The organism is Bradyrhizobium sp. 4 (assembly GCF_023100905.1).
In the GTDB taxonomy this organism is placed as follows: Bacteria; Pseudomonadota; Alphaproteobacteria; order Rhizobiales; family Xanthobacteraceae; genus Bradyrhizobium.
Window position 1 is genome coordinate 4,014,643 of sequence record NZ_CP064686.1, and the last position, 25,779, is coordinate 4,040,421.

Genomic DNA, 25,779 nt, shown 5'->3' on the forward strand with positions numbered 1-25,779 from the left:
CGCTTTTTTGGACCGTTAAGAGGATAGGTTGAATGGAAGCCGACGCCCGCGCCGATGCGCCCGTCAGTTCTGAATCTACCGAGCTAACCGTCGCTTCCGCGGCGGAAGTCTTGTCGTCTGAACTCCACGATGATGGCCCGGCCGAACGCCGCACGCCTGCCATTGTGGAGAAGGAAGTCGATCCGCCTGCACCGAGCGATGACACGAAGATCAAGCTCAAGGATGGCGCCGAACTTTCGCTAACCGAACTGAAGCGCGGCTATATCAGCCGCAAAACGTTTACCGCGAAAACCCAGGCCCTCGCTGAAGAGCGGGCTCGCTTTGAGGAGGTTCGCGTCCACATCCAACACCATGCCGGCCTGGTCGCAGAATTGCGCCAAGCGCTGGACGTGGTTGCCGCCGCCCTGCTGCCTCAACAACCCGACGCCTCCCTGGTCGATGTTGACCCCCAGCAATGGAAAGACCAACAGGCGGAATACGAATTTAAGATGGGCGTCATAGCGCACGCCCAACAAGCCGCTCGGAATGAAGTCGAGGCTGCCCAAACAGCACGCGACGCCGAAGGGCGTGACTTTGCGCACCGTCAAGTGATGGCACGGCAACAGCAGCAGGAAAAGTTGCTGGAGACCATGCCGGAATTGACGAACGCGAAGGAAGCCCGACGATTCCAGGAAGACGCGATCGATACAATGGCTGAATACGGCTGCTCAGTTGAGGAGCTTAACGCCATGCTGAACGATTGGCGGAATTTCAGGATCGTCCGCGATCTATCCCGATACCAGAAGGCCATGAAATCGGTCTCCAAGGTCAAGGGCAAGATTGCAGGCGCTCCCGTGCTGACAAGCAACCGGCGCATGGACAGGGCCGCAAGGTCCACCCGCGCGACACGGACGGAGTTCGAGCAATTCGCAAACACCGGGCGATTGGATGACGCAGCAGCGATCATCGCCCAACGCATGAAAGACTAAACTCAATGACTGTCGTTTCCGGAACGTTGCAGACCTACGATCGTGTAGGCAACCGCGAAGACCTGGAGGATGTTGTCTACAACATCTCACCGAAGGATACGCCCTTTGTGTCTCTGATCGGCTCCACTCTGGTCTCCTCAACTCGTCATGACTGGCAGACGGACACTCTCCGCGCGCCAGCCACCAACGCTCAAGTCGAAGGCGACGATTTCGCCTTCCAGACCAAGGCGCCCACGGTTCGCGTGCAGAACTTCACCCAGATTGCGAGCGATACGCTCATCGTTTCGCAGTCCCAGGAGAAGGCGGACAAGGCCGGCCGCAAGTCGGAACTTGGCTACCAGCTCGCTAAAATGGGCGCGGAGATCAAGAAGGACGTGGAGCTTTCTCTCGTCTCCAACGCCGCCTCTTCCGCCGGCACCTCGACAACCGGCCGCGTCTCGGCGGGCTTCCCTGCATGGATCTCGTCCGCAACCTCAACGAACGGTTTGCGAGGCGCAACCGGTACGTCGGGCGGCTTTAACAGTGGCACCGGCCTTGTGACGGCGGCCACCAACGGCACCCAGCGCGCTTTCACCAAGACCTTGCTCGATACCGCGATTTCCACTTGCTACAACGCAGGCGGTAACCCGACCACGGTGATGGTCTCCCCGTACAACAAGCGCATCTTTTCGACCTTCATGGCGGATGCGAACGTTGCTCAGCAGCGCACGCCTGCGAACGGCAAGAAGCAGGCAACCATCGTTGCTGCTGCGGACATGTACCTGTCCGACTTCGGTGAACTGGCCGTGGTGCCGAACCGCGTGATGCTGAACGCTTCGGCTTCGCGCAACGTCCTTGTTATTGACCCGGACTACGTCGCTCGCGGCGTCTTCCGCGCGATGGGGACGGAAAAGCTTGCCAAGACGGGCGACGCCGAGAAGCGGGCTGTCGTGACCGAGTTCTGTCTGGTCATGAAGAACGAGCAGGCCTGCACCGCCATCGCCGACACCTTCGGCCTCACCGCCAGCACCTAAAGGGAAAACGAATATGCCTGTTACTCACTTTCCGATCTCGGTCCCGGACGCGGCGACTTACACCGTGGACCCGGACAACGCTGGCCTGGTCCACTACATGCCGGACCTGACCGCGACCTGCACGATTACCTTGCCGACGCCTCAGACCGGCTTGTGGTTCGAGTTCGCGTATGTTGGTGCTGCTGCTGATGCCCAGAACTGGATCATCAGCACCGGTTCAAACACGAACTACTACAAGGGCGGTGTGATCCACATGGATTCCGACGCAGGCGCCGGCACGGACGAGTTGGTGCCAGTTCGCAGCAACGGAAGCTCCAACGGCAAGTTCACGGTCGTGACGCCGGACGTTGGAACTCGCGTGCGTATCGAATGCGCTGATGGCACCCGCTGGAATCTCGTCGGCCACGTCGTCAGCACGACCGTTCCAACCATTGCGGATCTGCCCTAACGGGCCTGGGGCGGCCCTTCGGGGCCGCTTCTCCTCTACGGAGCAAGCGACCATGGAAGATTGGAAGATCCTCTCGCGCGACGACGACGGCACCATGACTTACTTCATGGACATCGGAAACGCGTGGGTGGTCAAGACCGAAACGCCGGTTGATGACCTCCTCGCTGCCAACAGTGAGGACTTCAACAACTCTCTTGGACAGAGATTCGGGGATGGCAAGGTGGTTGCGCGTCTGCCGCTCAATCTGTTTTTCGACAAGCTGGCAGAGCCGATGAAGCAGCGCGACCGAAAATTCATCAAACGGTTTCTGAATGACTCCAGCCACGCTGCGTTCCGCACCTTCAAAGGAAACATCTAAATGAGCACTGCTCTAACCCTGACAGAAGCGGCAGAGCGGCTTGCTCCCGTCTTCGCCGAAGAGACAGGAACGTCTTCCGCCCTAGTATCCAGCCCCAAGGGCAAGTGGTTGTCTCTCGACGACGCGGCGGCCGTTCTTTCCGGGCGGGTTGCTGGGCAGCGTGCCGCGCCTCGCAAGAAACGGGCGGAGGTCACAGTCCACCAGGCGGCGGGCCAGATCGACAGGCCTTACGCTGATCTCGCGGAGGTCAGGCAAACCCGATATGCCGCGACCGGCAAGCAATTGCGTTGCCTGTCCGAGATGAACGACTTCATTGATCGAGCCGTTCAGCAGTTTCAGGGAGTGGACGACATGACCGTGCTGCACAGTCCTGAGTTTCAAGCGAGCTATGCCTACGCTCAGGGATTGAAGACCATCTACGAAGCTGCATGCGGGGAAGAGCTTCAGGCGTGGAAACGACAGTGCGATGCCGAGAATGACGCCTTTAGCATCGATCGCCCGGATTGGGGCCGGGAAGAAACGGCCAAGGTCGTCGCCATGTTGAAGAGCATGGGCTCCAACGAGCACGAGCTTCAACAGCTTTGGTCGTCGCCTACTCCGATCAATCTCTCTAGCCCGGCTTGCCTCGCGATCGCACAGAAGGCCACCGGCATTGATGGGTGGGAAGCAATTCCCGCCGCTCTGGCCGCTGTTGGATTCAGCGACAACGAGATACAGGCGGCTTTGTCAGGGGCGCCCGTTCTCTTGCGGGATCATCGGATTCAGGAATTGGTAGCGAGGGCAGCAGATGCAGACACGCCGGCAGAAGATCGCGAAGCTGCTTGACAGCCCTAACGAGGGCGAACGACTTGCGGCGCAAGCTGCGCTGGAGCGCACAGAGATTACGCCCCCTGCCCTCGGCTCGCCTGAGTGGTGCACGGCCATGATCGAGCACAAGAACATGGTTTCTGAGTGCGCTGTACGCATTGACGACCCAGGACTGAGCCCGGCGGAAGTTGCCACTATCCGACGGTGGGCTCGGTTCACCGGAAAGCCATGGGAAGACGGCGCCGAGGATCTACGGCGCATCCATCAGCAACTGACGAGAGAGGACCAGAATCAATGTCTGCTAAGACCCCCGACCTAGGTGAAATGGCGTTGCGACTTGAGCATGAACTGGTCAGGCGGGTTTCGGCCGGCCCGGTGGACAAGAGGTTCGGTGCAGAGATCGCACAAATGCTGGTGGATGCTAAAGACATGGAGCTTGCGGGCTTGCTGGCCTGTGGCCGCGCCCTCCACGCCGCGGCTGCCGTCTGCTTCGCCCGCAACGACAAGGACGCCGAGCTGCTGCACGACATGGCGCAACGGCTGATCGGGATGGCCTATGACAGGGTTGCCCTCAGCACCCCGCCGGAGCCGGACGGGGCGACGATGCACTAATCGTCACCTGCCCAGGCGGGTTCTGAGTAATCGAGTGCAACCGTTCTGCCTTCGAACAAGCCCCAATCGCGCGCCTTCGATTCGAACGGACACGGCTCATTGTCCATCGCAGCATTTCGCCACCGGGATGCCATGCCCAGATACTCATCGATCGACATCATGTTGCCTTCCTCAAGAGGAACGGCAGCCGCCTGGATAAGCAGAAGACCAAAGGGGGAAACCCAGAGCGCCGGACAGAGCATCGCTCGACGCGCGTCGTTTGATCTGCGGTATAAATTCGCTTCGTACAAGTTGCTAGCGCGCCCCCGCTGATTCTTGGCGAATTTTAAAGCGAATGGCCCAGCGCGCACGACTGGCGCTCGGGTGCTGCCGTCCCATGAAATCTCCAACATGTTACGCTTTCTGATGGGCTTTCATGTATGGCGCGAATATGGGCGGCGCTTCCTTGTAGAAATCGACAACTGCTTCAAAATGCCTCCGCCGCACTTCGGCCCAAATGGGACGTTCGACATGCGTTTCCAGCATAGAGTTTGCATGTTCAAGTTTGATAAGAGACTGCCTTAGTCGTTCAATATACGCCTCCACTTCCGGTCCGAAGAAGTATGAGACCCGATCCGTTGCTCTAAGCCAGCGATAGTAGTGCTCGTCAGGGGCTCTGCCGTTCCGCACCACTTCTCCGATGAGCGACCGCACATCTTCGATTATCGACAGCCTCTTGTCGAAGAGGTCCAGCACGATTTTTTCGTTAGAGGTTTGCCAAGCTCGCTCAGCAACAGCAACCTGAGCGCGCCCCAACGTAAACGCTACCCAACCAGCAACGCTGGCGGCGAATACCGTGGCAATCGGCCCAGCGAAATCCTTCAGCGCCTGTATAGTTGGCGCGCCCGCCGTAATCGCCACAACGATCCAGAGTGCGGACGCGAGAAGTGCGCCAAGCGCAATTTCGTACTTCATTCCCCCGGCCTCCGGAGCGAATTCAACCGGAACGGGCGCGGAAAGACAAGTCCCGCCACTCTCCCGCCGCGACTCAGGCGCGCCCTTCCACAGCGCAATTCTGCGCATGTGGAGGCGAGCATGCGGGCGAAGCTGTACAGCATCAGAGAGCCGTTGGCGGGGCGGTTGATGGCCGGTCTTCGAGCCGGACAAACGCCTCGGGCATTCGGAGTGTCGGCAGCGCGCCTTGAGATCTATTTCAAAGATCATCCGGAGTATGCGGCGACGGCGCGGCCTCTCATTGAGGCAAATGCGGTTGCCGCACAACGCAGAAAGGGCAACTACAACCGGAGCAAAACCCACTGCAAATTTGGGCATCCCTTTGTGGTGCACCAGCGGCTGAACTTTGACAAAGGGAGTGTGATCCGGAAGTGCAATATGTGCCACTTCCTTCGGTACAAGACTGGCGGCTCAGTTAAGCCAGAGGTTTTGGTGAAAGTGAAAGCTGCGCTCGAACGAGGAATCGCGATCAGTTCTCTGACCTCGTCCGGTAGATCAACCCGGTTGCTAGCGCACCATGCGCTCAGGCGTGCGAGGCGAGAGAACCCTGAGATTGACAGGCTCGCTGCAGCGGTCATTGAAGGCTCGCGATCGCGAGCCCTTCACACAAGATGGATGCGCGTCCGCAACGAGATTAAGCGCGCGCAAAATAATGATTACTATTCGATCCGCTCGATGCTGCCGGCGAGCTTCCCCGACCGCGACGACGTAGTCAGCGCGATCTTCGAAGACATTCTGACAGGGGCGTTGAAGCGAGAAGATGTAAAAGGCCGGGTTCGCGCCTACGTCACCGCCCACAATCAGATGTTTGCCACCAAGTACCGCAAATTCGGCGACAGCCCCCTGGTCTCCCTGGATGAAGCAGTATTTGATGACGGGCCAACGACCAGGGGCGACACCGTGAGCCGCGGGCTATGGGACTAGGCCGCCCTACCCTGGGACATTCCCAGGTGCAGGCGCGCCGAGGCGCCCCGAAGGGGATGGATTTTTAAGCAAATCAGGTGCAGCGTGTCCGTGGGCTTAAGAACCCGGACTAGAATAGGCGGGCTACCGATTGGCGTCGGAAGCTGCCGAATGCATGGACCCTTGGCGGGGTCTGATGCGGGATGCACCTTGGCGGGTGCACCGAACCTGGCGAATATGCCGGGAGGGGTGCGCTATGTCCAGAGCGAAAGCTTAAAGGCCGCCCGCCTGTTTCTAGCAGGTTCTTAACTCCCGGCTGCCCGTCCGACACGGGCAACGGCCTTAAGAAGCCATCTAGAAAGCCACCACCATGAAAACGCCCCTAGGAAGCCCAGCGGACTCCGCTGGTGAGCTTTACGTTCGCACCGACATATCCCCCGACCAAATCTTCCATGCCATCGGCAGACTCCGAAAGGACGCCAGAGACGAGATTGACCGGCTGATCCGGTTTCTGGACGCGACCGACAATCACATGGAGCGGGAGCCGGATGATGACGAGCCGGAGGAAACCGAGCCGTCCTTAGGGTCGCTCGATCGGGCGGCCGACCAAACCCGCTGGGGCGCCGGGTGCAAGGACGACACCGAACACGAGCACGACGGCGGCGAGCCGGACGACACCGGCGTCGGCGACCACGACGGGTTGCTGGAGCAGACCGGCTGGCAAGACTGGCAGCATACGGTGATGGCATGACCCAGGCGCCCCTAGATCTCCTCAGGGAGACACAGGCCCTCGTCGGCTTGCTTGTTGTCGTACTCGCCGGGCCTGATGCCGACACATGCGTGGACGGGATGCATCAGGTAGCGCTTGAGATCGGAGCACGACTCGACCTGATGAAGGACGGGCTGAAATGCGACTGATCCAGCTCCTCACCTGGACGCTCAAGCTCAAGGTGTACCGATATCTGCTCAGGGCAAGCATGTGTCTCGCCATGCTCGCTAAGCGGTTTGCCCCCTAAACATTGAAGGGCGCTGCCGGACTCAAAATGACAGTCCCTCCGGCAGCGCCTTGTCTCAAACTGGGCACTGAAATCCCAGTCCGTGTTCAATCTAGCAATGATCATGCCACAGGTTGATGACAGCGCTTTGCTCGACCGTCGGTTCACGCTGGCGGGCGTATTCCATTGCCGCGGACACGCAGTTCGGGGCGGTATTTTGGTAGTCGGGAACAAGTGGCAATCTGGGGGCGTTTTCTTCCCGCTCCGGGCTGTCTCGGAGCTGCTTAGCGTAGACTCCGGCCTCAAGGGATTCATCCTCCTGAGGGGCCGGCTTTTTGGGCGCCGCCACGGCACCCGCGCGGTTCACGCTGGCGGTTTTCTCTCGTCTAGTGGGTCGCAACCAGCGCTGCCATGCTGAATGCGACTACGCAGGCAGCAGCCAAGGACCAGAGCGCTATAGCGATCTCTTTGGGCATGTTGGCCTCCTGAGGAAAGCATCCTTCCCTTACTGGCGCACGAGCTTAGAGCGCATACCGATCAGCATTGTGTAGGCAAGCCGCCGCCATATCAGGTTCATTAGGACTAGCATGTCGCACCTCGTATTTGATGCCGCCAGCTTCGACCTGCATTGTTTCAAGAAGATTTCGCCAACGTGCGAAATGGCTTCACTTGCCGAGACACGGCCCCGGCTGCTGGGGACCACTGGAGGTTAGGCCGGGGCCGCTCCGCCGGCTCGGGCTGGTTGCCGGCAGCCATTCAAATCACCGCCCGCGGTTGTCGTTCCTATTTGTTCAGTTCGTCTTCCCATAGCGAGCGAGCTCCGCTCTCGCGAGTGCACGTGCCTTGTCTAGCGCTTCTGCCCCGGTCAACAGGTTCGGCGCGAGCCGCCTTCCCGCGATATCATCCCAATAGAAGTAGACGCTCGGCCGACCATCGGCGAAGCAGACTTCGTAGCTGCCGGTCTGGGGCACAGCTTCGTGCTTACGGATGCGGACGGGGGCGGCTGTCATCGGTATGAAGGATTGTTGTCTCTGGCCATTTCGTCATGGATCGATTGCGCCTGCCCTGCCCTCTCCGTCCATCTTTATCGCGCTCTGAGCGGTGCTCGCTATGTCGAGAAGCGCCAGTCGAAACGGCCCCTCCTCTAGAGCAGCCCACGCTAGGAAGGTTCGCTCTACGCGCCTCAGCTCGGATATTTCTCGGCGCCGGCCCATCGCAACCATTGTACGTTCGATTGTACGTTGGAGCCAGATGACCCAAGTAAGCGGCTGATTTTGTTGATGTTTTGGCGGAAGGGGTGGGATTCGAACCCACGGTACCCTTGCGGGCACGCCGGTTTTCAAGACCGGTGCCTTAAACCACTCGGCCACCCTTCCAAGACTTGAAATCGCTAGCCTTTTCGTCGCTTCGCAGAGAACGTTTCGTGGACTCTGCTACCGCTTTGCTACCCACCGTCGTCGGTTCGCTTCTTTATTGCGGCTCGCATGGCGTCGTCAACCGCGGCGGCGGCCCCACCCTGCATGTTCGGCATCAGGTGGCTGTAGATATCCATGGTGATCGCGATCGAGGAATGGCCAAGCCTCTCCTGAACGATCTTCGGATGAACATTGGCCGCCAGCATGTGGCTGGCGTGGGTGTGACGCATCTTGTGCAGCGTCATGCCCCACTCTTTCAGGAAGTCCGACATGACGTGCGTCAGGCTCCGCGGCTGGAGCGGCTCGCCGTCCGCCTGAGTGATGACGTGCCGGCTATCATCCGCCCTCACCCCCAGCTTGAGAAGTTCCTCGGCTTGCTGGAGCCGCCAGCGGCGCAACTCTTCGATGGCCAGCGACGGCAGCGCCACGGTGCGGGAACGGCCGGACTTGGCTTCTTTCTCGCGGATGCTGCCGGCGTCCGTCTGCTCGGTGCTGGCGACGACCGCCAACTGGCCATTGTCCAGATCAATCGAGCGCCAGCGAAGCGCCGTAATCTCGCCCCTGCGCAGGCCGCACAAGGTTGCCAGCACGAGGGGGATAAACAGCCGCCGCTGCCGGGCGGCATCGAAAACGGTTGCTGTGGTGGACGCGTCGATCGTCGCAACGGGCTTGCGTTCGATCTTCGGCCGGTCCCGCTTCTCCAGCAACGCTGCTGGATTACGGACAATGAGTTTCCACCGCTCCGCCTGATCAAGGGCGGAGAACAAGACACGATGCATGTGATGGACAGTACGGGGCGATAAACCGCCCTTTCCGTCTCGCCGGCCGTTCTCCAGAGCCTGGGCGTAAGCTTCGCTGATTTCGATCGGCTGGAGTTTAGAAAGGATCTTCCCGCCGATCAGCGGTGCGATGTTCTTGGTGGCGATCTGCTGATACCGCTCGTAAGTGCGGGGCGAGACGTTCGGCTTAATATGCTTCAGCCAGCGATCGAAAAACTGCGCCAGCGTTGTCTTGGATGGCTCGACATAAGAGCCACCGTTTAGCTCGGTTATCAGTTTGCCGCAGGCTGTCTGAGCATCCCGCTTGCCCTTGGCGTCGGGCAACGAGACCCACTTGCGCTTGCGTTGGCCTGCGCCGTCGCGGGTTTCAATGACTGCATACCAGCGCCCCTTGCCGCGCTCACGAACGTGGCCCTTCATTTTTTCCCCCATTCATCTGAGCTAAGCCAATCAACCGCCGCGTCCGGATCTGACGGCGCCGAGAGCAACGCCTCGTCGGCCGCAAGGAGCGCGTTGGCCAGATCTTTCACGAATTTTGATCGAGCAGTTTTGTCTGACTTCCATGCAGGGTTGCCGGCCTGAAGAAGCTGCATCTTCAGTGCGACCAGCCGGAGAAAGTCGGCATTGAATTCCCCCCCCACCAGCGTCTCGATCAGCGCTTGTTGCTCGTGCTTTGAGTACGAGCTTTCGAGCCTGGCAACGGCCTCGTTGTTTGCCGATCGATTGTTCTTCTCAGCATCCCGCTCGATCCGCCGCCGCAGACCCTCACGGATTCTCAGTTTGAACTGTACGTATTCGGCGGGCTTCCGCGGCATTGCCTTACTCCGTGGGACTACACGGCACTCAATAGCACCAAATACGGGGTACCACAAGTGGTACTTGACACCTTTCGTGGGCGGGCCTACCTACAAGTCGCACGGTACCAGATTTGGTACCTGGTTTGAACCCGCGGGGCCTTTATGTTGTGTACCCCGCCCCTTTCCAAGGAGCGATGCATGAACAAAGAACTGCACGAGTTGCTGAGCAACCCCACCGCGGACGTCCCCGACGTTGGGCGCATCATCTACGGCCTGAGCCGCAATGCGTCGTACGACGCAGCCAAGCGAGGTGACTTTCCGACGATCAAGATTGGAAGGCTGTTGAAGGTGCCGACTGCACCGCTCCGGCGCCAGCTTGGGCTGGAGGTCGCCTGAACTCATGCGCAAAAACATGCTCACAACGAAAGGGGCCGCCGAAGCGACCCCAAAATTTCCGTGTGTCCTGGCAGACCCGGAATCAATAGCACCATCCCTGGTCAGACTGCAAGCTTCGCGTCTTGCCCGGCTCTACGCCGTCAACGCAGCAATGGCTGAGACGATCGCGCCTCTCGTATTTCTGGAGGCGCTTAGGTGATAGCTCCATTCCTCAACAACTACCTGGGCTGTCAGATGCGTGCGATCCGTGCGCATGCCACGCGGTCCCTGTCGAACGACGACCTGCTGGCCCTCCTGGAGGAGCTGAACGCAACCCGCACCGCCATCGAGAACGAATTGCAGTGGCGCAAGATCCACAAGGACGGTGCTGCATGAACGCACACACGTTCAACTTCACTCTTCGGGAAATCGCGACTGCACTGGGCGGCGAGGTTTCCGGCAAGCAAGTGGTGGCGCCCGGACCTGGCCACAGTGCTGACGACCGCTCTCTCAGTGTGAAGCCTGATGGAGCGGCTCCCGGCGGTTTCATTGTGCACAGCCACGCCAGCGACGATCCGTTGAAGTGCAAGGACTACGTCCGCGACAAGATGGGGGTTCGCTGGGAACCAACAACCCCGCCGCGGGATAGTTTGGCTCGCATGGCCGACCGTGTGAGTAAGCCGGTGGCGAAGGCCGACAGCCCGCCGGCAACCTACATCTACAAGCAAGATGACGGCACGCCTTATCTGCGCGTCGTCCGGCCCGGCTTCTACCAGTCGCACTGGATTGGCGGGGCCTGGGTCAGCGGCGCGCCCAAGGGGCCGAAAATTCCCTACAGGCTGCCGGAGCTGCGAACTTCACGGCACGACGACGTCGTGATCGTCGAGGGTGAGAAGGACGCGGACAATGTGGCCGCGCTCGGCTTCACAGTGACGACCAACCCCGGAGGCGCCGGCAAGTTTCCGGCCGAACTCGCTGAGTACTTCAAGGGCAAGAACGTCTATATCTTGCCCGACAACGACCCGGCCGGCGAAGATCATGCCAAGCTGGTCACGGAAACGCTGCACGGTATCGCCCGCACGGTGCGCGTCGTGCATCTTCCGGGGCTTGCTGCAAAAGGTGACGTGTCGGACTGGATCGAAGCCGGAGGGACGGTGGACGATCTCGCGGACCTGATGAGGCATGCTCCAGAGATCAAGCCAGAGGAGCCTCTTTCTCGCTTCAAGTTCGAGACGTTTTCAGATTTGAAGTCGCTGCCGCCCGCAGAATATCTGATGGATGGCTGGATTCCGGAACGCAGTGTCGGGTTGCTCTATGGCAAGTGGGGCAGCGGCAAGTCATTTCTCGGCTTTGATTGGTGCCTGCATCTCGCATTCGGTCTCCCGGACTGGCACGGCGTAAAGCTGCCCGGAGAGCCAACCGATGTTCTGATCATCGCCAGAGAAGGCCACGCGGGCTTTGTGAAGCGCGTTGCCGCATTCATGCAGCATCGAGGCATCACGGACGAACCAAGCCGGCTTGTCTTCATGCGATCGTCTATCTCGTTCCTTGACGATACCGCCTTCGCGGCGCTCAAGGACGACATCAAAGCCTTGGGACGGACGTTCCGGTTTGTCCTGGTCGATACAGTCGGTCGCGTTCTGCCCGGCGCCGACATGGCCAAGGAAGCCCCAATTACGCTGTTCATGGAAAGGCTTCAGCAGGTCGGCGAGATCACTGGCGGGACTGCCGTTGGCGTGCATCACGAGAACAAAGCGGGTGACGCGAACGGCTCGATGTTCTTTCAGAACAACTCCGACTTCATGTTCAGTATCTCCCGTGAAGGCGATGGACCGCTCAAGGCCGGCAAGATCACGTGTGCCAAGCAGAAGGAGGGCGATGATATGTGGTCGCGCGACATCACCTTCGCCAAGATCGATCTGCCCGACTTCAAGACAAGCCTCGTGGTGGAGAGCGTATCTGAGGAGGCGTCGTCCCCTTCCGCTCGGAAAAGATCAACGTGGCCCAAGGGCCTTCGACTGGTGAGGGACTGCATCAACGCCGCCATTCTGGAGGCCTCTTTAAATCATCGGGTTGGCGGCGACGGGCCGGTGGTCAGAGCTGCGGTGGTCAGCGATGCCCGGAAGATCCATGAGCAGCGCTATGTCAGCAGCGGAGAAGGCAACCGCGCCGAGGCAGAGCGTAAGGCGTGGCGCCGTGGGCTGAACGAGGCCCGGAACAGCGAACTCATTGGAGGGGAGACGGTGAACGGTCGGGAGCTGGTGTGGATGGTTCATAGCCCCGATAGCAACTAAGCCGGGACAGCGGGACAAGGGACACCCCTTATAGGGGTGTGTCCCGTCCCGTCCCACTCATGTCCTGGGACAATGTCCCACAGATGTCCCGTCGCGTCCCAATGTCCCATCCTCACAAACCTAAACATCGGGGATGCTTCAGCGTGAAAATGCGCCTGCGAGAACCACAATGCCGCCGGCTCCGAAATTGAGCAAAAACTGCGCGGTGCGGCCCGCCAACTTGCGAGCCTGATCTATTTTTGTGCGAAACGGTACAAAACAAAGAGCTGATGGCCAAGCGGCCGGTGAGCTGGCCTTTGCTGTCGCCCGCGATGCCCTCTCATCGTCGGTCCGGTAGCAAAGCGGTAGCAATGGCGCGTAGGCGCGCGACCACAACATTGAAAAGACTCGCCTTCTTTCGACCCTGGCACCGGTTCTGTAGTTCGGGAGCACTCACTACGCTCCTGCGGTGTGAGTCAAATCGTCGCACTTGCCCAACGTCTTGATACGAGAGAGGACGACACATCACGCAACAGGAAACCCCTATTTTTATAGTGTTTGCGCGCTGAACCAAATCAACTATCTCCGATGCAGATCAACCGCTGCAACGTGCAGCGAAGGAAACGAGATGAGCATCGAAGAGAACGAACGCGAGGAGCAGACCGGCAAGCCCATCAGCTTCCGCGCCACCCCAGGCCTTGCGGAAGCCATTGAGCGCTGTGCAGGCAAAGAGCTGCTGAGCACTGCCTCGTTCTGCCGCCGCGCTGTGTGGCGTGCTGTGCAGGCGGAGGCGGCAACTCAGTGACAGTCGAGCTATCCCCCAAGCGTCGGGCCTTCGCCCGCGAATACATCATCGACAGCAACGGCACGCAGGCTGCGATCCGGTCGGGCTACAGCGAACGCTCGGCTACGTCACAGGCAGCCCAGCTGCTCGCCATGCCCTGCGTCCAGGCTGAGATAGAGCTGCTCCGCAAGGATGCGGCAGAGGCCCAGAACGTCACGCTCAGCCGCATGTACCTGTTGCTCAACGAGGCCTGCCAGATCGCTCGGCGCAAGGAGAGCGCTAGCGGCATGGTTGCAGCAGTCACAGCTATAGCCAAGCTCGCTGGCCTCTGGGTTGAGAAGCACGAAGACCTGGCAGCCCGCGACAAGCTGACGGCAGACGCACAGAAGACCGAGCTTAAGACGGCAGCCAAGCTGCTTGGCGAGGCCGCTGAGAGCGTGGGCCTGCCGCGGTCGGCAACGCCTGCTCAAATCGTTGGGGCGCTTGCTGAGCGTCCTGTGGCGACTCCAGAGGCCTACCGGCTGTTGCGTGCTTGCGTGACCGAGGAGTCGGCCGATGTCTCTTGAAGCCTCACTCTCTCCGGACGTGATGGCAGCCCGGCGAATTGCCTACACTCTCGCGAAGGCAGAAGCCGCTCTCGGCATCCATCACACCATCAACGTTCCCTTTAGCTACCGCATGGAAACCATCCTGAGCGGAGCCATGGAGAATCCCGGCGCGGTCGATGAGGCTACCTACAGCCTCGCCTACCGCTTCTTGCAGAGTGATACCGCGAACGTCGGTCATCCCGATCTCAAGCAGCAGCCCGGCGGTCCTCTGCACAAACCCAAGCCGGAGCCGCAGAAGCAATGAACCTTCACAAGATCCTTTCCACAGTGCCGCCGCAGTGGCGCTCGGTCGCTACGCATTATGCGCGCACCTTCGACAGGGCCGGTGTGCCAGCCGACAAGATCGATCACCTGATCCAGTGGGGGCTGCAGTACGAGGGCAGCGGGGACGAGGCGGAGTTGCTTGGCGCGTTTCGTCAGCAGGCAACCCGCCTCGGGCTGGATGAGCCCACCACGGCCCTTGCGGCTGATTGGGGCCTTGAGGCTCGCGAGGAGATCAACTCCGGCATGTGGCAGCCTGAAGCGCCCGCCCAGCAGGACGAAAACGGGAAGCTGCTGGCTGACATCAGAGCTTTCCGCGCGCAGTGGCCGGACGATTATTCCCAAGACCATGACATGCAAGCGCTCGAACTTCGATTGATCGACAACGAGCTTGGTAACGCTCCGGCGCCGGCCAGCGCAGCAAAACCCGAGCCCGGCAAATTCGCCGTGTCGCGTGGATCGAGGATGGACGAGATCCGCCAGATCATGCGCGACGACCCCGATTCTTATAACAGCAATAAGGCCCTCCAAGCCGAGCAACTTAGCTTGATCGAGGCTCAGATTGCGAGCCGGCCGGCTGAAGCGCCTGCGGCGGCACCTCCCGCCCAAGCATCCGAAGGAAACGTCTGATGGCCTACTCGAAAGACAACCTTTTCATTCTTGGCGGCGGCGTCGGCGGTGCTCCGCGTGTCTGGATCTATTCCGAGGCTTCGCTGCCGGCGTCATCGCTCGACGCCTCCGGCTACATCAGCGACGGCGGTAAACTCGGCATGCGAGCCAAGGATCTCGTCCTGGGCCTCAACACTTCCACCGGCATTTGGTCAGGTCATAGCGTCGTTACCGTCAACGCCTCGACCGGCGCCATCGATCTCTCCAACGGCACGACCATTGCCGATGGTTCATCCAACACCGACTAACAGGAGAACTAAATGACTGACGGATCCAATGTACTCACCGCCGATTTGGCTGACGGTTTGCGACCTGGAAAAAACGATGCCGGCCCCTTTGATTCGGCCGTCGAATACGTCACGGCCCTTGAGGAAGAGGTCAAGGAAAGCCCCAAGGCCTTCTACGGCAACGCCAACCTGCCGGCGGACGGCCATGAACGCGTTGCCTCTGCGCTGCGCGCTGCCAGCTCGTTGAAGCTGCGCCTTGAAGCTCTCGTGCGGGGTAAGTGACATGACCGCAGCAGAAACCAACTTCCGGGCTGAGCAGAACGCGTCGGCAAAAGAACGGCTCCACGCCGATATTGCAGCGCTGAAAGCAGGAGACAAGCCGGCGGCCCTTAAGAAGCCGCTCGCCGATCCCAAGCGCTTCCTCGGTGCCTCATTCGCTCGCAACGAGTGGAGCTATACGATGCGCCCTGAGGAGACAATTGCGGACGTGAAATCCGAGGGTTTCTTCAAGCAGATCGCAGCCAAGTTCACCATGGGCGATCTCATCGAGGTCCGCTCGGCTGATCTCACCTTCTGGTCGCTCCTGATGGTGGTCGCTTCCGATCACATCGCCGCGCATGTCGAGTTGCGGACCCTGATCGAAACCGAGATGGAGGCCGCGGAGCGCAAGGACTTCGAGGCGGACGGCTACAAGGTCGAGGACACGGGTGACGTGCTGCGGCGATTGGCTGTGGTGCGGAAGGCTGATGGTAAGCTGATGCGTGACGGCTTCAAGACCAAGCCTGAGGCTGCGCACTACATCACCACTGAGCTGATGTCGAGGCCGGTTTCCTGATGGCGATTATCGATCGGATGGGGCGCGTTGTCGGTTCGGTGCTCCCTAACGCCGGAGAAACGAACCCTCAAGCAGCCTTTGCAATCAAGACGCCTGTGCGCGTCTGCACGAGCGCGAACATTGTACTCAACGGCTTGCTCACGATCGACGGTGTGACCGTCGCCGCTGGCGACCGGGTGCTAGTCCGCAACCAATCGGACTCGACGCAGAACGGCATTTACGCGGTCAGTTCTGGTAACTGGACTCGCACCACCGACTTTGACGACCTCGGTGAGATGGTAAAGGGGACGCAAGTCTACATCAACGAAGGCACCGCCAACGGCGCCAAGACCTCGTATGTCACGGCTAGCGATCCGATCACGCCGGACACTACGTCTTTGACGTTTGCGCCGCCGACCGCGGGAATCATCGCGTCTAACGGCCTCACGCTGACGGGTAATACACTGACCGCTCATCTCGGCGCGGGACTTGATTTCTCTGCCGGCGCGATAGAGGTCGATATCGGCGCGGGCCTTGAAATCGTGGGTGGACAGGTAAAGGTCATTGATCCAATCCTTGCTCTTGCCACAGGTGCAAATTTCGACACGCGCACCACGGCGATTGCGGCCACGATTCCTTCCCCCGTGAACTACATCACCACGGCCGGCTACACCACGATTGGCGATGGCGGCGGCAGCATAGCCACCAATGCCGTCTACAAGCGAGTTGGCGGCCTTCCCGCTCATTCCGGCTACATTCATTCGGCAGATGGAGCCTATTGGGAGCTAACCGGATCGTGGGTCAGCGTCATGCAGTTCGGCGCGGTGCCGGTTGTGTCGTCCCTCGATACGGATCCAGACGCCGCTGCGGCCATCAATCTTTGCATGGCCTACTGCAATCTGAAGCACAGCAATATGCTGATCCCATCAGGTCAATGGGCTCTCGACAATACAATTACGGAGCCCACCTTCATTATCCAGATTAGCGGCGCTCAGGGTGGCGGCCAGCCCACGATTATCTACAAACGCTTCTTTGATCCCGACACGTTTCGAGGCGTTTTTGCGCTGGGCGCCTGGGGCGCCACTATCACGGACCTTCAGTTCGCCGCTAAATCTGGCACGTTCGGTGGATCTGCGATTTCGGCCATCTTGCCTGGCAACGCCGCCAACATTGGAATTTTGCGCCTACAAAATATCTATGTGTCCGGCGGCAACGGATACAACATTGACTTCTACATCGATGGCACAGCAAACACCAACGCGGCTGGAGCAAGCTACCGCAGCGTGTTCATGACCAACTGCCACTTCTTCGGAAGCGCTGTTACTCCGGTCTATCTGGTTGGCGTGCAGCATGTGTTTGCAACTGGCTTCTTCATCGCGACCACGGGCGGGAGTGTTTCGTCTGGCTACGTGATGATCCTCGACGGGACCACGGCAGCATACAGCGATGACATCCATTTCCATGCCGGACTGATCTCCGGTAGCGTCAACGTCAACAATCTTCATCGTTCAACTATCATGGCGACCATCGACAACAACGTTATTGTCGCGGCCAATTCCGACAAGGTGACATTCCTCGACGTGTGGGGGACGCCTACTCTGAGTGGCACGAATTGCAGAGTGCTGACTTGAGCGACGTGGCCGTCGCGAGGTGCCTCGACCGCCTGGGCAGTCCTACCATCGTGGATGACTACTGGCTTCGTTTGCAGCTTGAGCACCTGTGGAATGCCGACAGGTGCCCGGCGCTGAGCCGTGAGCGGCGGGTGGAGATGATCAGGGAGTTGGGGTGGATGCTGGAGAACGTGTAGTGACCGAGGCCTGGGAGCCGCTTGAGCGTATAGAGGCGCCGCCTCTTGCTGAGGCTGATGTCGCACTTTTGATGCGAGAGCACCGCTGCTCGCGTGAGGAGGCGATCAAAGTGCTCACGGCCAACATGGGTGTGGCCGAGTATTGGCAAAACTCCGCCTTCGTGGTCGTCAAATATCGCCTTGGTAGCGGCTGGTTTCGACTTCGGATCGAAGGCCGCGACGGTCAGCCGGTCCATAGGGACTGGCGGCTGTTTCAGCAGGTGAAGAACCAGCTTCTCGGGCCTGAGTGCGAGGCGCTGGAGTTATACCCGGCGGACTCCCGCAAGGTGGACGAAGCCAACCTGTACCACATTTACGGCGTCGCAGATCCGAAGGTCAGGTTCAGCTTCGGCATGACGCCGACCGATATCGGCGGGAGGGCTATCGACGTCTCAAAAGGTCGATCGAAGCCGGCGAGCTACAAGTGAGGTGCAAATGGGGAAGCTTCTTACGGCCGAGCAACACGCGGAGTTGGATCTGATAGCGCAGTGCCGATTTGGGTGTGCAGGAGAGCTAATGTGTCCCGGCTCAATCGCAGGCCGAGATCTATTGAACCGTTTGTATCAATCAGGACAATTGCCGACTGACGATCCTCAGACAGCGTTACGTCTGTTCCGACGACTTCGAAGTCTTGGCGCGGCTTGATCATGGTCAGCAACCCGCTGGGTTCGTTAATTTAAGTTGCGCTTCTCGTTTGCATTGGAGAACACGACCCTCAGGGCTCCTGTCTCATCGTAAGCGTCATGAAATTTCTTCAACAGTGCGAGTTGCATTTCGCTGGGCCCCGGCCCCGCATTTTCGATCTTCAGCGGACTGGAGCCGTCAAGAAGTCTCTGAGCCCCTGTAAGCACTGCGAGTTGTGCTTGCTCAACATCGAAGCGGCCCTTCGGATAATAGATGCCGCGCCGTATCTCTTCCTCGGAAAATGATCGACCGAGCGCCTTGCTCATTTCTTCGAGTAGCTTGACTAGACGATCGTTGCAACGAGCTATCCATGCGGCAACGAGCGGCTGCGGCGCACCATCCTGCTCAGGATGGTCCAACTCTCCAAATAACGCGCGCCATGCGTCTCTCACCGGCTTGTCGGCCTTTTCGTGGAACTCCAAGTCGATTTGGTTCAAGGCTTGAACATAGTAGTCTGACAGGCGGGTGGCTCGATTTGTCATAAGAGCCTCGAAGATGCGCTCTCTCCGCCGCTTCTTTTCCGCTGAACGCTCTAACATTTTTTGAGCTTGGATCGCGAGTATCGGTCCGAGAATTGTGGCAAAAACAACAGCCCAATCAATATTCATTTGCAATTCCTCCCCGCATCCATCCAATCGCAACCATCGGTGGAGAGCAATGGCAGACGCGCCGAAGCGCCCCGAAAGGGGTGGATTTTTAACCAAATCAGTGATGGACTGTCCGTGGGCTTGATAACCCGGACGAAGCTATAGACCGCATTCCCTGGCAGGAATTGCCCGTTCGCCTGGCAGCGAAGGGGCGGCGGTTTGAATTAGGTGGCGCATTGGCGTGCGTCCCAACCTGGCCATTATGGCCGGGAGGGCCGCGCCATGTCCAGAGGGGAAACCCTTAAAAGCGCCGCCGCCTGTCGCTTCGCAGGTTATCAACTCCCGGCTGCCGGTCTGACACCGGCGACGGCCTTGATAAGCCGACGACGGGGTACCCCCATGACGAAGCAAAGCATCAGCGCCCCAGGCGCCGATCGATTCTCCTCACCTCCATTGATTCTAACCAGTCCGCCTGCCGCATGTCAGTCCAGACCTGTGGATGGCGAACCTTCCCATGCCCCAGCGATTCAATCGAACGGGGCACAGATCAGCAGGAGAACCCTCATGAACGTTTTCGTTGCTACGCTCGCAGGTGCCGCCATTCCCGCCCGCTCTGAGGCACTCCCAGCGCCCAACGTGAGGGAGGGGTCTCTCTCCTCCTTGGATGATCCGGACGCATCGCTCACTGAGCTCGGGAGGGAATATGAGAGTCTTCTCAGACAAGAAGTGCCCCTGCGTCGCAAGAGCCACCGCCTCTACGTGGCGACCGAGACGCGGCGGCGCGAGATATTGGGGTTAGAGCCCTCAGATGAAACAGAGCAACAGCGCACGCTGACCCAAATCGAATTTCGCAAGTGGAATGACGCTTGGAATACGGCGGGTGACGAGACGGGCTACCGGAAGGCTTGGGAAGCTTGGTGTCAGGCATGCAAGCGCACCAGGAAGGTCGGGCGCAAGATCCTCCGCATCAAGGCGCAAACACTTCCTGGCCTCCTTATAAGAAGCAGGGTCATCACGACCAACGGCGAACTGCTTTGCAAAGGCGAGCCAATCGACGAGCTGGGTCGCGAGATTCGCGCCTTCACTCTGGCTTACCAAGCCGCCTGATCGCGCGAGGCCCGCCGGTTCACGCTGGCGGGCCTTCGATCTCGCGGCGGTAGTTATCGGCCATCTCCAGGAGAGCGTCCCGAACGTCTGCGCGGTCCGTGGCCTCCGCCCCAGCGCGGCAGGCCTCCTCCATCTCGATCATTTCACGACGAGCCCGAGACGCCCTGCTCCACCACGTGAATGCGCGTCGCCACATGACATTGGTCCCCGCCATGCGTCGGGTGCGACCGGATGCTACCGGATTTGCTACCCAACAGGTTGGGACGACGTCAGATCGGCGGGGACGAATGGGCGCTGAGACTGAGGAAATGCCCAGTGTTTCAGCGCCAGCCGGGATCAGCCAACACAGGCTGATACGGCAATTCCAGAATTTCAAGACCGGTGCCTTAAACCACTCGGCCACCCTTCCAAGTCCGGAATGGCTGTCGCTTAACGCAGTCGACGGCGCATAGCAACGCGAAGTTGGCGCCCGCCCCTTTCCCCGGCATCGGATCTGTCAGGCGAGCGTCAGCCTGTTCCCTTACCCTATGCCCTCTCGGCAATCCCGGACACTGGCGACATCTCCCAGGGCGTCGCCGGTTGCGAGGCCCGGTTTGGAGTCGCTTCCGTTTCCGGGCCTCGTTTGCCAGCTGCAAAGAAAAGCGGCGCCCCCGAGGGAGCGCCGCGCAAGTCCGTTCATTGTTGCTTTAGCTCAGTAGCCGCAGGACGCGCAGCCCATCTGCACCGGAGCGTAATAGGAATAGCCCGGCTGGACCATCTCGACGCGCTGGCGCGTGGCGTATTGCGGCGGGATGCGCTCGTACTGGACGCTCGGCGGCGCCACCATCACGGTCTGCGGCACCATCACGGTGCGGTACTGCGCCGGCGCGCGATGCGCGACGGTGGCGCCGGGCGACACCATTACGGTCTCGTCGACGGTGCGGTATTGCGGCTGCACATATTGCTGCTGGTAGCAGGTCGTGCACGGCGGCGGCGTGTAGCAATTGTAACAGCCGGCGGAAGCAGCGCTCGTCATGGAAATCGCAGCGACGACCGTGGAGAAAACGACAGCAAGAGTGCGAGACATTATTGTGGTGCCCCAGTTGCCCGAAATGGATTTGCGAAGGTCGCATCAGTATACGCGGCAAAACCTTGCCTTGCCGAAGTTCGTCGGGGCATCCTTAATGCAAACGGCCGGCTTGCGCCGGCCGTTCAGAACTTGTTGACCATGTGCGATGCGCGATGCTTGCGATCACGCCGGCACGAGACGCTGTTACTTCGAACGCCGCTTCACTTCGCGCACCGCGCCGCGCGCGGCGCTGGTGGTGAGCGCAGCGTAAGCCTGCAGCGCGGTCGAGACGTTGCGCTTGCGGCCAATCGCCTGCCAGGCGGCATCGCCCTTCGCCTCTTCGGCGGCGCGACGCTTGGCCAGCTCCTCGTCGGAGACCTCGATGGTGATGCTGCGGCTCGGGATGTCGATGGCGATGCGATCGCCGGTCTGCACCAGACCGATGTTGCCGCCTTCGGCGGCTTCCGGCGACAGATGGCCGATCGACAGGCCCGACGAGCCGCCTGAGAAGCGTCCGTCGGTGACGAGCGCGCAGGCTTTGCCGAGGCCCATCGATTTCAGATAGCTGGTCGGATACAGCATCTCCTGCATGCCGGGGCCGCCGCGCGGGCCTTCATAGATGATGACCACGACCTCGCCGGCAACGACCTTGCCGCCCAGAATGCCTTCCACGGCCGCGTCCTGGCTTTCGAACACGCGGGCCGGGCCTGCGAATTTCAGGATCGAGGCGTCGACGCCGGCGGTCTTCACGATGCAGCCGTCCTGCGCGAGATTGCCGTAGAGCACGGCGAGACCGCCGTCCTTGCTGAAGGCGTGTTCGAGGTTACGGACCACGCCCTTCTCGCGGTCGGTATCGAGCTCGTCGTAGCGACGCTCCTGGCTGAAGGCGATTTGGGTCGGGATGCCGCCGGGCGAGGCCCGGAAGAAGGTGCGGACGGACTCGCTCCTAGAGCGCTTGATGTCCCAGCGCTCCAGCGCGTCGTTCATGGTCGGCGCGTGCACGGTCGAGACCGAGGTGTCGATCAAGCCGGCGCGGTCGAGCTCGCCCAGAATGCCCATGATGCCGCCGGCACGATGCACGTCCTCGACATGCACGTCGGCAACCGACGGCGCGACCTTGCACAGCACCGGCACGCGGCGCGACAGCCGGTCGATGTCCTGCATGGTGAACGCGACCTCGCCTTCATGGGCGGCGGCGAGCAGATGCAGCACCGTGTTGGTCGAGCCGCCCATCGCGATGTCGAGTGTCATCGCGTTCTCGAACGCCTTGAAGTTCGCGACATTGCGCGGCAGCACGCTCGTGTCGTCCTGCTCGTAGTGGCGGCGCACGATATCGACGATGGTGTGGCCGGCCTCGACGAACAGGCGCTTGCGATCGGCGTGGGTCGCGACCACCGTGCCGTTGCCGGGGAGCGCAAGGCCAAGGGCTTCCGTGAGGCAGTTCATCGAATTGGCCGTGAACATGCCCGAGCACGAGCCGCAGGTCGGGCACGCCGAGCGCTCAATCACCTTGACGTCCTCGTCGCTGACTTTGGAGTCGGCGGCTGCGACCATGGCATCGATCAGGTCGACCGCCTTGGTCTTGCCCTGCAGCGTGACCTTGCCGGCCTCCATCGGTCCGCCCGAGACGAACACGGCGGGGATGTTGAGCCGCAGCGCGGCCATCAGCATGCCGGGGGTGATCTTGTCGCAATTGGAGATGCAGACCATGCCGTCGGCGCAATGTGCATTGACCATGTACTCGACGCTGTCGGCGATGAGCTCGCGCGACGGCAGGCTGTAGAGCATGCCGTCATGGCCCATGGCGATGCCGTCGTCGACCGCGATGGTGTTGAACTCCTTCGCCACGCCGCCGGCCTGCTCGATCTCGCGGGCGACGAGCTGGCCGAGGTCCTTGAGATGGACGTGGCCGGGCACGAACTGGGTGAAGGAATTGACCACCGCGATGATCGGCTTGCCGAAATCGCCGTCCTTCATGCCGGTCGCGCGCCAGAGGCCGCGGGCGCCCGCCATGTTGCGGCCATGGGTGGTGGTGCGGGAGCGATAGGCTGGCATGGCGGTTTCCGTCCTCGGGTTTGGCTGGCCGGGCGCGGCAAAATTTCGAAGCCGCCTCAGGCCTTTCCGGCCGGATAGCGCACGGGGGGAACGCGCGCAACGGGAACTTGGGCCGGACAGGGCTCCCCTGCTTCCGGCGCGGGCTCTTCGTAGCGCGGATGGAGCGCAGCGCAAGCCGGGGCAAGTGCGCGCCGGCGGACGAGACCGGCCCCGGATTACGTTTCGCTCCCCAGGCTACAAGTCGGCGCGCGCTTGCATTGGTTTCGGGCAATCGCGCGTGCAGGCCCATGCACCGCGCAAATGCAAGCGCGATAAAATCCGTAGTCGTCCGGAATGGAATCCTATTCCGATGTCGCGTACATCGCGGGACATCGATCGGCGGCCTTCCAAGGGCATCACCCTCTGATCGCGCACCACGGGGTTGGGGGACCACATGGGGCGGGGGGATCAAAGGCTGGGGCAAGGTTACGAGGTCCGGACTCCTAGGCACTCCGGACCTCGGGACTTTCTAGATTGAACGTGATTTCGCGCCGCCGGCTTGATCAGCCGTGCGGCGCGAAGTCGTTTTGGCGTCGTTATGCCGACCCGGGCGCTTAGCGCGTCTGCGGCTCGATCGTCACCGTGCAGTCGCCCTGCCCTTGCGTCGCGACCACGATGTTGCCCGCGGCAGCGCCGAGGGCGATCGGCGCGGACGAGCCGCCGCCGGGCATCTGGACGGTCACGCTCAGGGAATCGTTTCGTGCGGTCGAGCCTACGGTGGAGGGTTCTGCCTGGGCCACATTGCCCGAGGCGTCACGCCGCATGAACTGGCAGTTCACATTGCTGCCCCCCGCGGCCGCCATTCCCGATGAGGTGCCGCCGCTCATCTGGGCGCGGGCTCGCGACGGATCGCGAGGGACCTGGCTGACGATGCGATGCGTCCGCGGCTCCACAATGACGACGTCGTCACCGGTCGCGAAATATTCGTAGTCTCGATATTCAGGCTCGATCGAGACGATCTCGGGCGGAAGCCTGTGAAGGCGCACGCGCGAGGGAATGGTCTCGCCGACCCGGATCGAAATGTTCAGATTACGCTCCGGCTCCGCCAGGCGTGCACGGCTCACCGTTTCGGAGATCCGCACCTGCTTCTCGGACGTCACCTGCGTCTGCTGATTGGCCTGCGTGTTGGTCTGCGTCGTCTGGTTGGCTTGATTGGTCTGCGTGCCCGAGGTGGCGGGCGCGGTCTGCGCATTGTTGGTCGGGGCCGTCCGGTTCGTGTCGGTCGCGGTGGCCGGCCGGTTGTTCTGTTGCGCCGGCTGCTGCTGGTCAGCCGCGTTGCGCGGCGGCTGGGTCTGGTTGCGCTCGTTCTGGTTGGCCGCGGCACCCGTGCGCTCGTTCTGCTGGCTAGACGTGCCGGATTTGGACTTCTCGGACTCGGCCGTCGATTTCTGCGGCGCCGATTTGTCCTGCTTCGTCTCGGCGCTGCTCTTGCTGTCGCGTCCCGGTTTCGTGCTCTCGGCATCGCGATTGCGATCGCGCGAAGGCTCGCGGGAGTCCTGGGCCTGATCCTTCGACTTCGGCTGGTTGCGCTCGGCAGAACTCGCCGGCTGGCGCTTGTCGTCACTCGCGTCCTGCCTGGCAGCGCCGCCCTTCTCCTCGCGGCCAGCGCCCTGCAATCGGTCCTGGGCGCCCTGCGCGCGCTCCTGAACACGCTCTTGGGCGCCGCCGCGCTGCGGTGCGGCGCCTTTCGCCGGCTCCTCGGTCCGTCTCGGCTCGTCTCTACGCTCACCGGGCGCCTGGGCGTGGGCGAAGCCGGAAGCAAGCATCAGTCCGATCGCTGCAGTCGATAACATCAAGTGCTTGCGCATGGTCCCTCTCCTCGGAAATCCGCAACAACAGACGCGAACGTTCTGTGGGTGCGAAGGTTCCTGGTCAGGAACGAGGGCCGATCACGCGGGTCTCACATCTCAGGCCGGTCTCACATCGGGTCCTTCATCATGAGCCGCGCCGTGAATGTCACGCTGGTCTTGCCAACCAGCGCCATGCCTTCAACCTCGGCGCCGTCGGCGGAATAGTCGCCCGAAAAGCCGCAGGTCACTTCCCTGCCGCCGAACGCGAGCGGCTTGCCGACGGCCTCGGTGTGCTGATTGACGGTCATATCGCCGCGCCATTTTCCGTTCCGGAAGGTGTAGCTGCCGGTGTAGTAGAAATAGCTGTCGCCGCCCATGATGCGGCCGTCGCAGAGCACGACGACGCCTTTGGCCTGGCCTCGCTTGCCGTCACGCATCTCAATCTCAAAGATGTAGAGGCCGTTGAGGACCTTCTGTGGGTTGCCGCCCTGCTCGGGCCCATCGCCGGCCGACATCGCTCATCT

31 protein-coding genes and 1 tRNA gene are annotated in these 25,779 nt (G+C 60.9%); 22 read left to right on the top strand and 10 right to left on the bottom strand.

Annotated features, from left to right (window positions below; genetic code table 11):
* The first annotated feature begins 32 nt into the window (after positions 1-32).
* From IVB45_RS18700 to IVB45_RS18725, 6 genes are all read left to right on the top strand, one after another.
* Positions 33-968: a hypothetical protein gene (locus tag IVB45_RS18700; protein ID WP_247359325.1), complete on the top strand. Its 936-nt coding sequence runs from the start codon at positions 33-35 to the stop codon at positions 966-968.
* Positions 969-973: 5 nt separating this feature from the next.
* A complete protein-coding gene (locus IVB45_RS18705; RefSeq protein ID WP_247359326.1) occupies positions 974-1,981 on the top strand; it encodes a DUF5309 domain-containing protein in 1,008 nt (335 codons plus the stop codon).
* A 13-nt stretch (positions 1,982-1,994) separates the two neighbouring features.
* Complete coding sequence (locus tag IVB45_RS18710; RefSeq protein WP_247359327.1) at positions 1,995-2,429, top strand: hypothetical protein; 435 nt, start codon at positions 1,995-1,997, stop codon at positions 2,427-2,429.
* Positions 2,430-2,481: 52 nt separating this feature from the next.
* Positions 2,482-2,787 (top strand): hypothetical protein, encoded by a 306-nt coding sequence (locus tag IVB45_RS18715; protein WP_247359328.1) that lies wholly within the window; start codon positions 2,482-2,484, stop codon positions 2,785-2,787.
* Positions 2,788-3,612, top strand: a complete 825-nt coding sequence (locus IVB45_RS18720) for a hypothetical protein (protein WP_247359329.1) — start codon at positions 2,788-2,790, stop codon at positions 3,610-3,612. It abuts the gene before it with no gap.
* Between the two features lie 276 nt (positions 3,613-3,888).
* Positions 3,889-4,206, top strand: coding sequence for a hypothetical protein (locus IVB45_RS18725; RefSeq protein WP_247359330.1), 318 nt, complete (start codon positions 3,889-3,891; stop codon positions 4,204-4,206).
* Here IVB45_RS18725 and IVB45_RS18730 read toward each other — a convergent pair.
* Positions 4,203-4,598 carry a hypothetical protein gene (locus IVB45_RS18730; RefSeq protein WP_247359331.1) on the bottom strand — a complete coding sequence of 132 codons (396 nt, stop codon included), beginning with the start codon at positions 4,596-4,598 and terminating at the stop codon, positions 4,203-4,205. The genes IVB45_RS18725 and IVB45_RS18730 overlap by 4 nt on opposite strands.
* A gap of 1 nt (position 4,599) precedes the next feature.
* Positions 4,600-5,160 carry a hypothetical protein gene (locus IVB45_RS18735; protein ID WP_247359332.1) on the bottom strand — a complete coding sequence of 187 codons (561 nt, stop codon included), beginning with the start codon at positions 5,158-5,160 and terminating at the stop codon, positions 4,600-4,602.
* Between the two features lie 120 nt (positions 5,161-5,280).
* Between IVB45_RS18735 and IVB45_RS18740 the strand changes: the two genes are divergently transcribed.
* Both IVB45_RS18740 and IVB45_RS18745 read left to right on the top strand, forming a co-directional pair.
* Entirely contained in the window at positions 5,281-6,123 is an 843-nt protein-coding gene (locus IVB45_RS18740) for a hypothetical protein (protein ID WP_247359333.1), read from the top strand.
* Positions 6,124-6,472: 349 nt separating this feature from the next.
* Positions 6,473-6,853, top strand: a complete 381-nt coding sequence (locus IVB45_RS18745; RefSeq protein ID WP_247359334.1) for a hypothetical protein — start codon at positions 6,473-6,475, stop codon at positions 6,851-6,853.
* 1,530 nt (positions 6,854-8,383) lie between these two features.
* Here IVB45_RS18745 and IVB45_RS18750 read toward each other — a convergent pair.
* The 3 genes from IVB45_RS18750 to IVB45_RS18760 all read right to left on the bottom strand — a co-directional run bounded on the left by IVB45_RS18750 (position 8,384) and on the right by IVB45_RS18760 (position 10,106).
* Positions 8,384-8,473, bottom strand: a tRNA-Ser gene (locus IVB45_RS18750).
* A 68-nt stretch (positions 8,474-8,541) separates the two neighbouring features.
* Complete coding sequence (locus tag IVB45_RS18755) at positions 8,542-9,711, bottom strand: tyrosine-type recombinase/integrase (protein ID WP_247359335.1); 1,170 nt, start codon at positions 9,709-9,711, stop codon at positions 8,542-8,544.
* The gene (locus tag IVB45_RS18760; protein WP_247359336.1) at positions 9,708-10,106 is read right to left on the bottom strand and encodes an Arc family DNA-binding protein; all 399 of its coding nucleotides are present in this window, start codon (positions 10,104-10,106) and stop codon (positions 9,708-9,710) included. Before IVB45_RS18760 ends, IVB45_RS18755 begins: the two co-directional genes overlap by 4 nt.
* Before the next feature lie 180 nt (positions 10,107-10,286).
* Here IVB45_RS18760 and IVB45_RS18765 point away from each other — a divergent pair, with 180 nt between their 5' ends.
* The 13 genes from IVB45_RS18765 to IVB45_RS18825 all read left to right on the top strand — a co-directional run bounded on the left by IVB45_RS18765 (position 10,287) and on the right by IVB45_RS18825 (position 18,373).
* Positions 10,287-10,484 carry a DNA-binding protein gene (locus IVB45_RS18765; RefSeq protein WP_247359338.1) on the top strand — a complete coding sequence of 66 codons (198 nt, stop codon included), beginning with the start codon at positions 10,287-10,289 and terminating at the stop codon, positions 10,482-10,484.
* A gap of 195 nt (positions 10,485-10,679) precedes the next feature.
* Positions 10,680-10,859 (top strand): hypothetical protein, encoded by a 180-nt coding sequence (locus IVB45_RS18770; protein ID WP_247359339.1) that lies wholly within the window; start codon positions 10,680-10,682, stop codon positions 10,857-10,859.
* The gene (locus tag IVB45_RS18775) at positions 10,856-12,757 is read left to right on the top strand and encodes an AAA family ATPase (RefSeq protein WP_247359340.1); all 1,902 of its coding nucleotides are present in this window, start codon (positions 10,856-10,858) and stop codon (positions 12,755-12,757) included. The genes IVB45_RS18770 and IVB45_RS18775 overlap by 4 nt, the downstream gene beginning before the upstream one ends.
* 607 nt (positions 12,758-13,364) lie before the next feature.
* Positions 13,365-13,541, top strand: coding sequence for a hypothetical protein (locus IVB45_RS18780; protein ID WP_247359341.1), 177 nt, complete (start codon positions 13,365-13,367; stop codon positions 13,539-13,541).
* Positions 13,538-14,086, top strand: coding sequence for a terminase small subunit (locus IVB45_RS18785; protein ID WP_247359342.1), 549 nt, complete (start codon positions 13,538-13,540; stop codon positions 14,084-14,086). The genes IVB45_RS18780 and IVB45_RS18785 overlap by 4 nt, the downstream gene beginning before the upstream one ends.
* Complete coding sequence (locus IVB45_RS18790; protein ID WP_247359343.1) at positions 14,076-14,372, top strand: hypothetical protein; 297 nt, start codon at positions 14,076-14,078, stop codon at positions 14,370-14,372. Before IVB45_RS18785 ends, IVB45_RS18790 begins: the two co-directional genes overlap by 11 nt.
* Positions 14,369-15,019: a hypothetical protein gene (locus tag IVB45_RS18795; RefSeq protein WP_247359344.1), complete on the top strand. Its 651-nt coding sequence runs from the start codon at positions 14,369-14,371 to the stop codon at positions 15,017-15,019. The genes IVB45_RS18790 and IVB45_RS18795 overlap by 4 nt, the downstream gene beginning before the upstream one ends.
* Complete coding sequence (locus IVB45_RS18800; RefSeq protein WP_247359345.1) at positions 15,019-15,306, top strand: hypothetical protein; 288 nt, start codon at positions 15,019-15,021, stop codon at positions 15,304-15,306. Before IVB45_RS18795 ends, IVB45_RS18800 begins: the two co-directional genes overlap by 1 nt.
* A gap of 12 nt (positions 15,307-15,318) precedes the next feature.
* On the top strand, positions 15,319-15,567 hold the full coding sequence (locus tag IVB45_RS18805) for a hypothetical protein (protein ID WP_247359346.1): 249 nt from the start codon (positions 15,319-15,321) through the stop codon (positions 15,565-15,567).
* 1 nt (position 15,568) lies between these two features.
* Entirely contained in the window at positions 15,569-16,120 is a 552-nt protein-coding gene (locus tag IVB45_RS18810) for a hypothetical protein (protein ID WP_247359347.1), read from the top strand.
* Entirely contained in the window at positions 16,120-17,730 is a 1,611-nt protein-coding gene (locus IVB45_RS18815) for a hypothetical protein (RefSeq protein ID WP_247359348.1), read from the top strand. The genes IVB45_RS18810 and IVB45_RS18815 overlap by 1 nt, the downstream gene beginning before the upstream one ends.
* Positions 17,727-17,906, top strand: a complete 180-nt coding sequence (locus tag IVB45_RS18820) for a hypothetical protein (protein WP_247359349.1) — start codon at positions 17,727-17,729, stop codon at positions 17,904-17,906. Before IVB45_RS18815 ends, IVB45_RS18820 begins: the two co-directional genes overlap by 4 nt.
* Positions 17,906-18,373, top strand: a complete 468-nt coding sequence (locus IVB45_RS18825) for a hypothetical protein (protein ID WP_247359350.1) — start codon at positions 17,906-17,908, stop codon at positions 18,371-18,373. Before IVB45_RS18820 ends, IVB45_RS18825 begins: the two co-directional genes overlap by 1 nt.
* Before the next feature lie 243 nt (positions 18,374-18,616).
* On the opposite strand, the gene IVB45_RS18830 is transcribed toward IVB45_RS18825, so the two are convergent.
* On the bottom strand, positions 18,617-19,237 hold the full coding sequence (locus tag IVB45_RS18830; protein WP_247359351.1) for a DUF6680 family protein: 621 nt from the start codon (positions 19,235-19,237) through the stop codon (positions 18,617-18,619).
* 543 nt (positions 19,238-19,780) lie between these two features.
* Between IVB45_RS18830 and IVB45_RS18835 the strand changes: the two genes are divergently transcribed.
* Positions 19,781-20,323, top strand: coding sequence for a hypothetical protein (locus IVB45_RS18835; RefSeq protein WP_247359352.1), 543 nt, complete (start codon positions 19,781-19,783; stop codon positions 20,321-20,323).
* 691 nt (positions 20,324-21,014) lie between these two features.
* Here IVB45_RS18835 and IVB45_RS18840 read toward each other — a convergent pair.
* From IVB45_RS18840 to IVB45_RS18855, 4 genes are all read right to left on the bottom strand, one after another.
* Positions 21,015-21,338: a hypothetical protein gene (locus IVB45_RS18840; protein WP_247359353.1), complete on the bottom strand. Its 324-nt coding sequence runs from the start codon at positions 21,336-21,338 to the stop codon at positions 21,015-21,017.
* Between the two features lie 237 nt (positions 21,339-21,575).
* Positions 21,576-23,426 carry a dihydroxy-acid dehydratase gene (ilvD, locus tag IVB45_RS18845; protein WP_247359354.1) on the bottom strand — a complete coding sequence of 617 codons (1,851 nt, stop codon included), beginning with the start codon at positions 23,424-23,426 and terminating at the stop codon, positions 21,576-21,578.
* Between the two features lie 593 nt (positions 23,427-24,019).
* Positions 24,020-25,273, bottom strand: coding sequence for a DUF1236 domain-containing protein (locus IVB45_RS18850; RefSeq protein ID WP_247359355.1), 1,254 nt, complete (start codon positions 25,271-25,273; stop codon positions 24,020-24,022).
* Positions 25,274-25,383: 110 nt separating this feature from the next.
* Positions 25,384-25,770, bottom strand: coding sequence for a GrlR family regulatory protein (locus IVB45_RS18855; protein ID WP_247359356.1), 387 nt, complete (start codon positions 25,768-25,770; stop codon positions 25,384-25,386).
* Positions 25,771-25,779 lie beyond the last annotated feature (9 nt).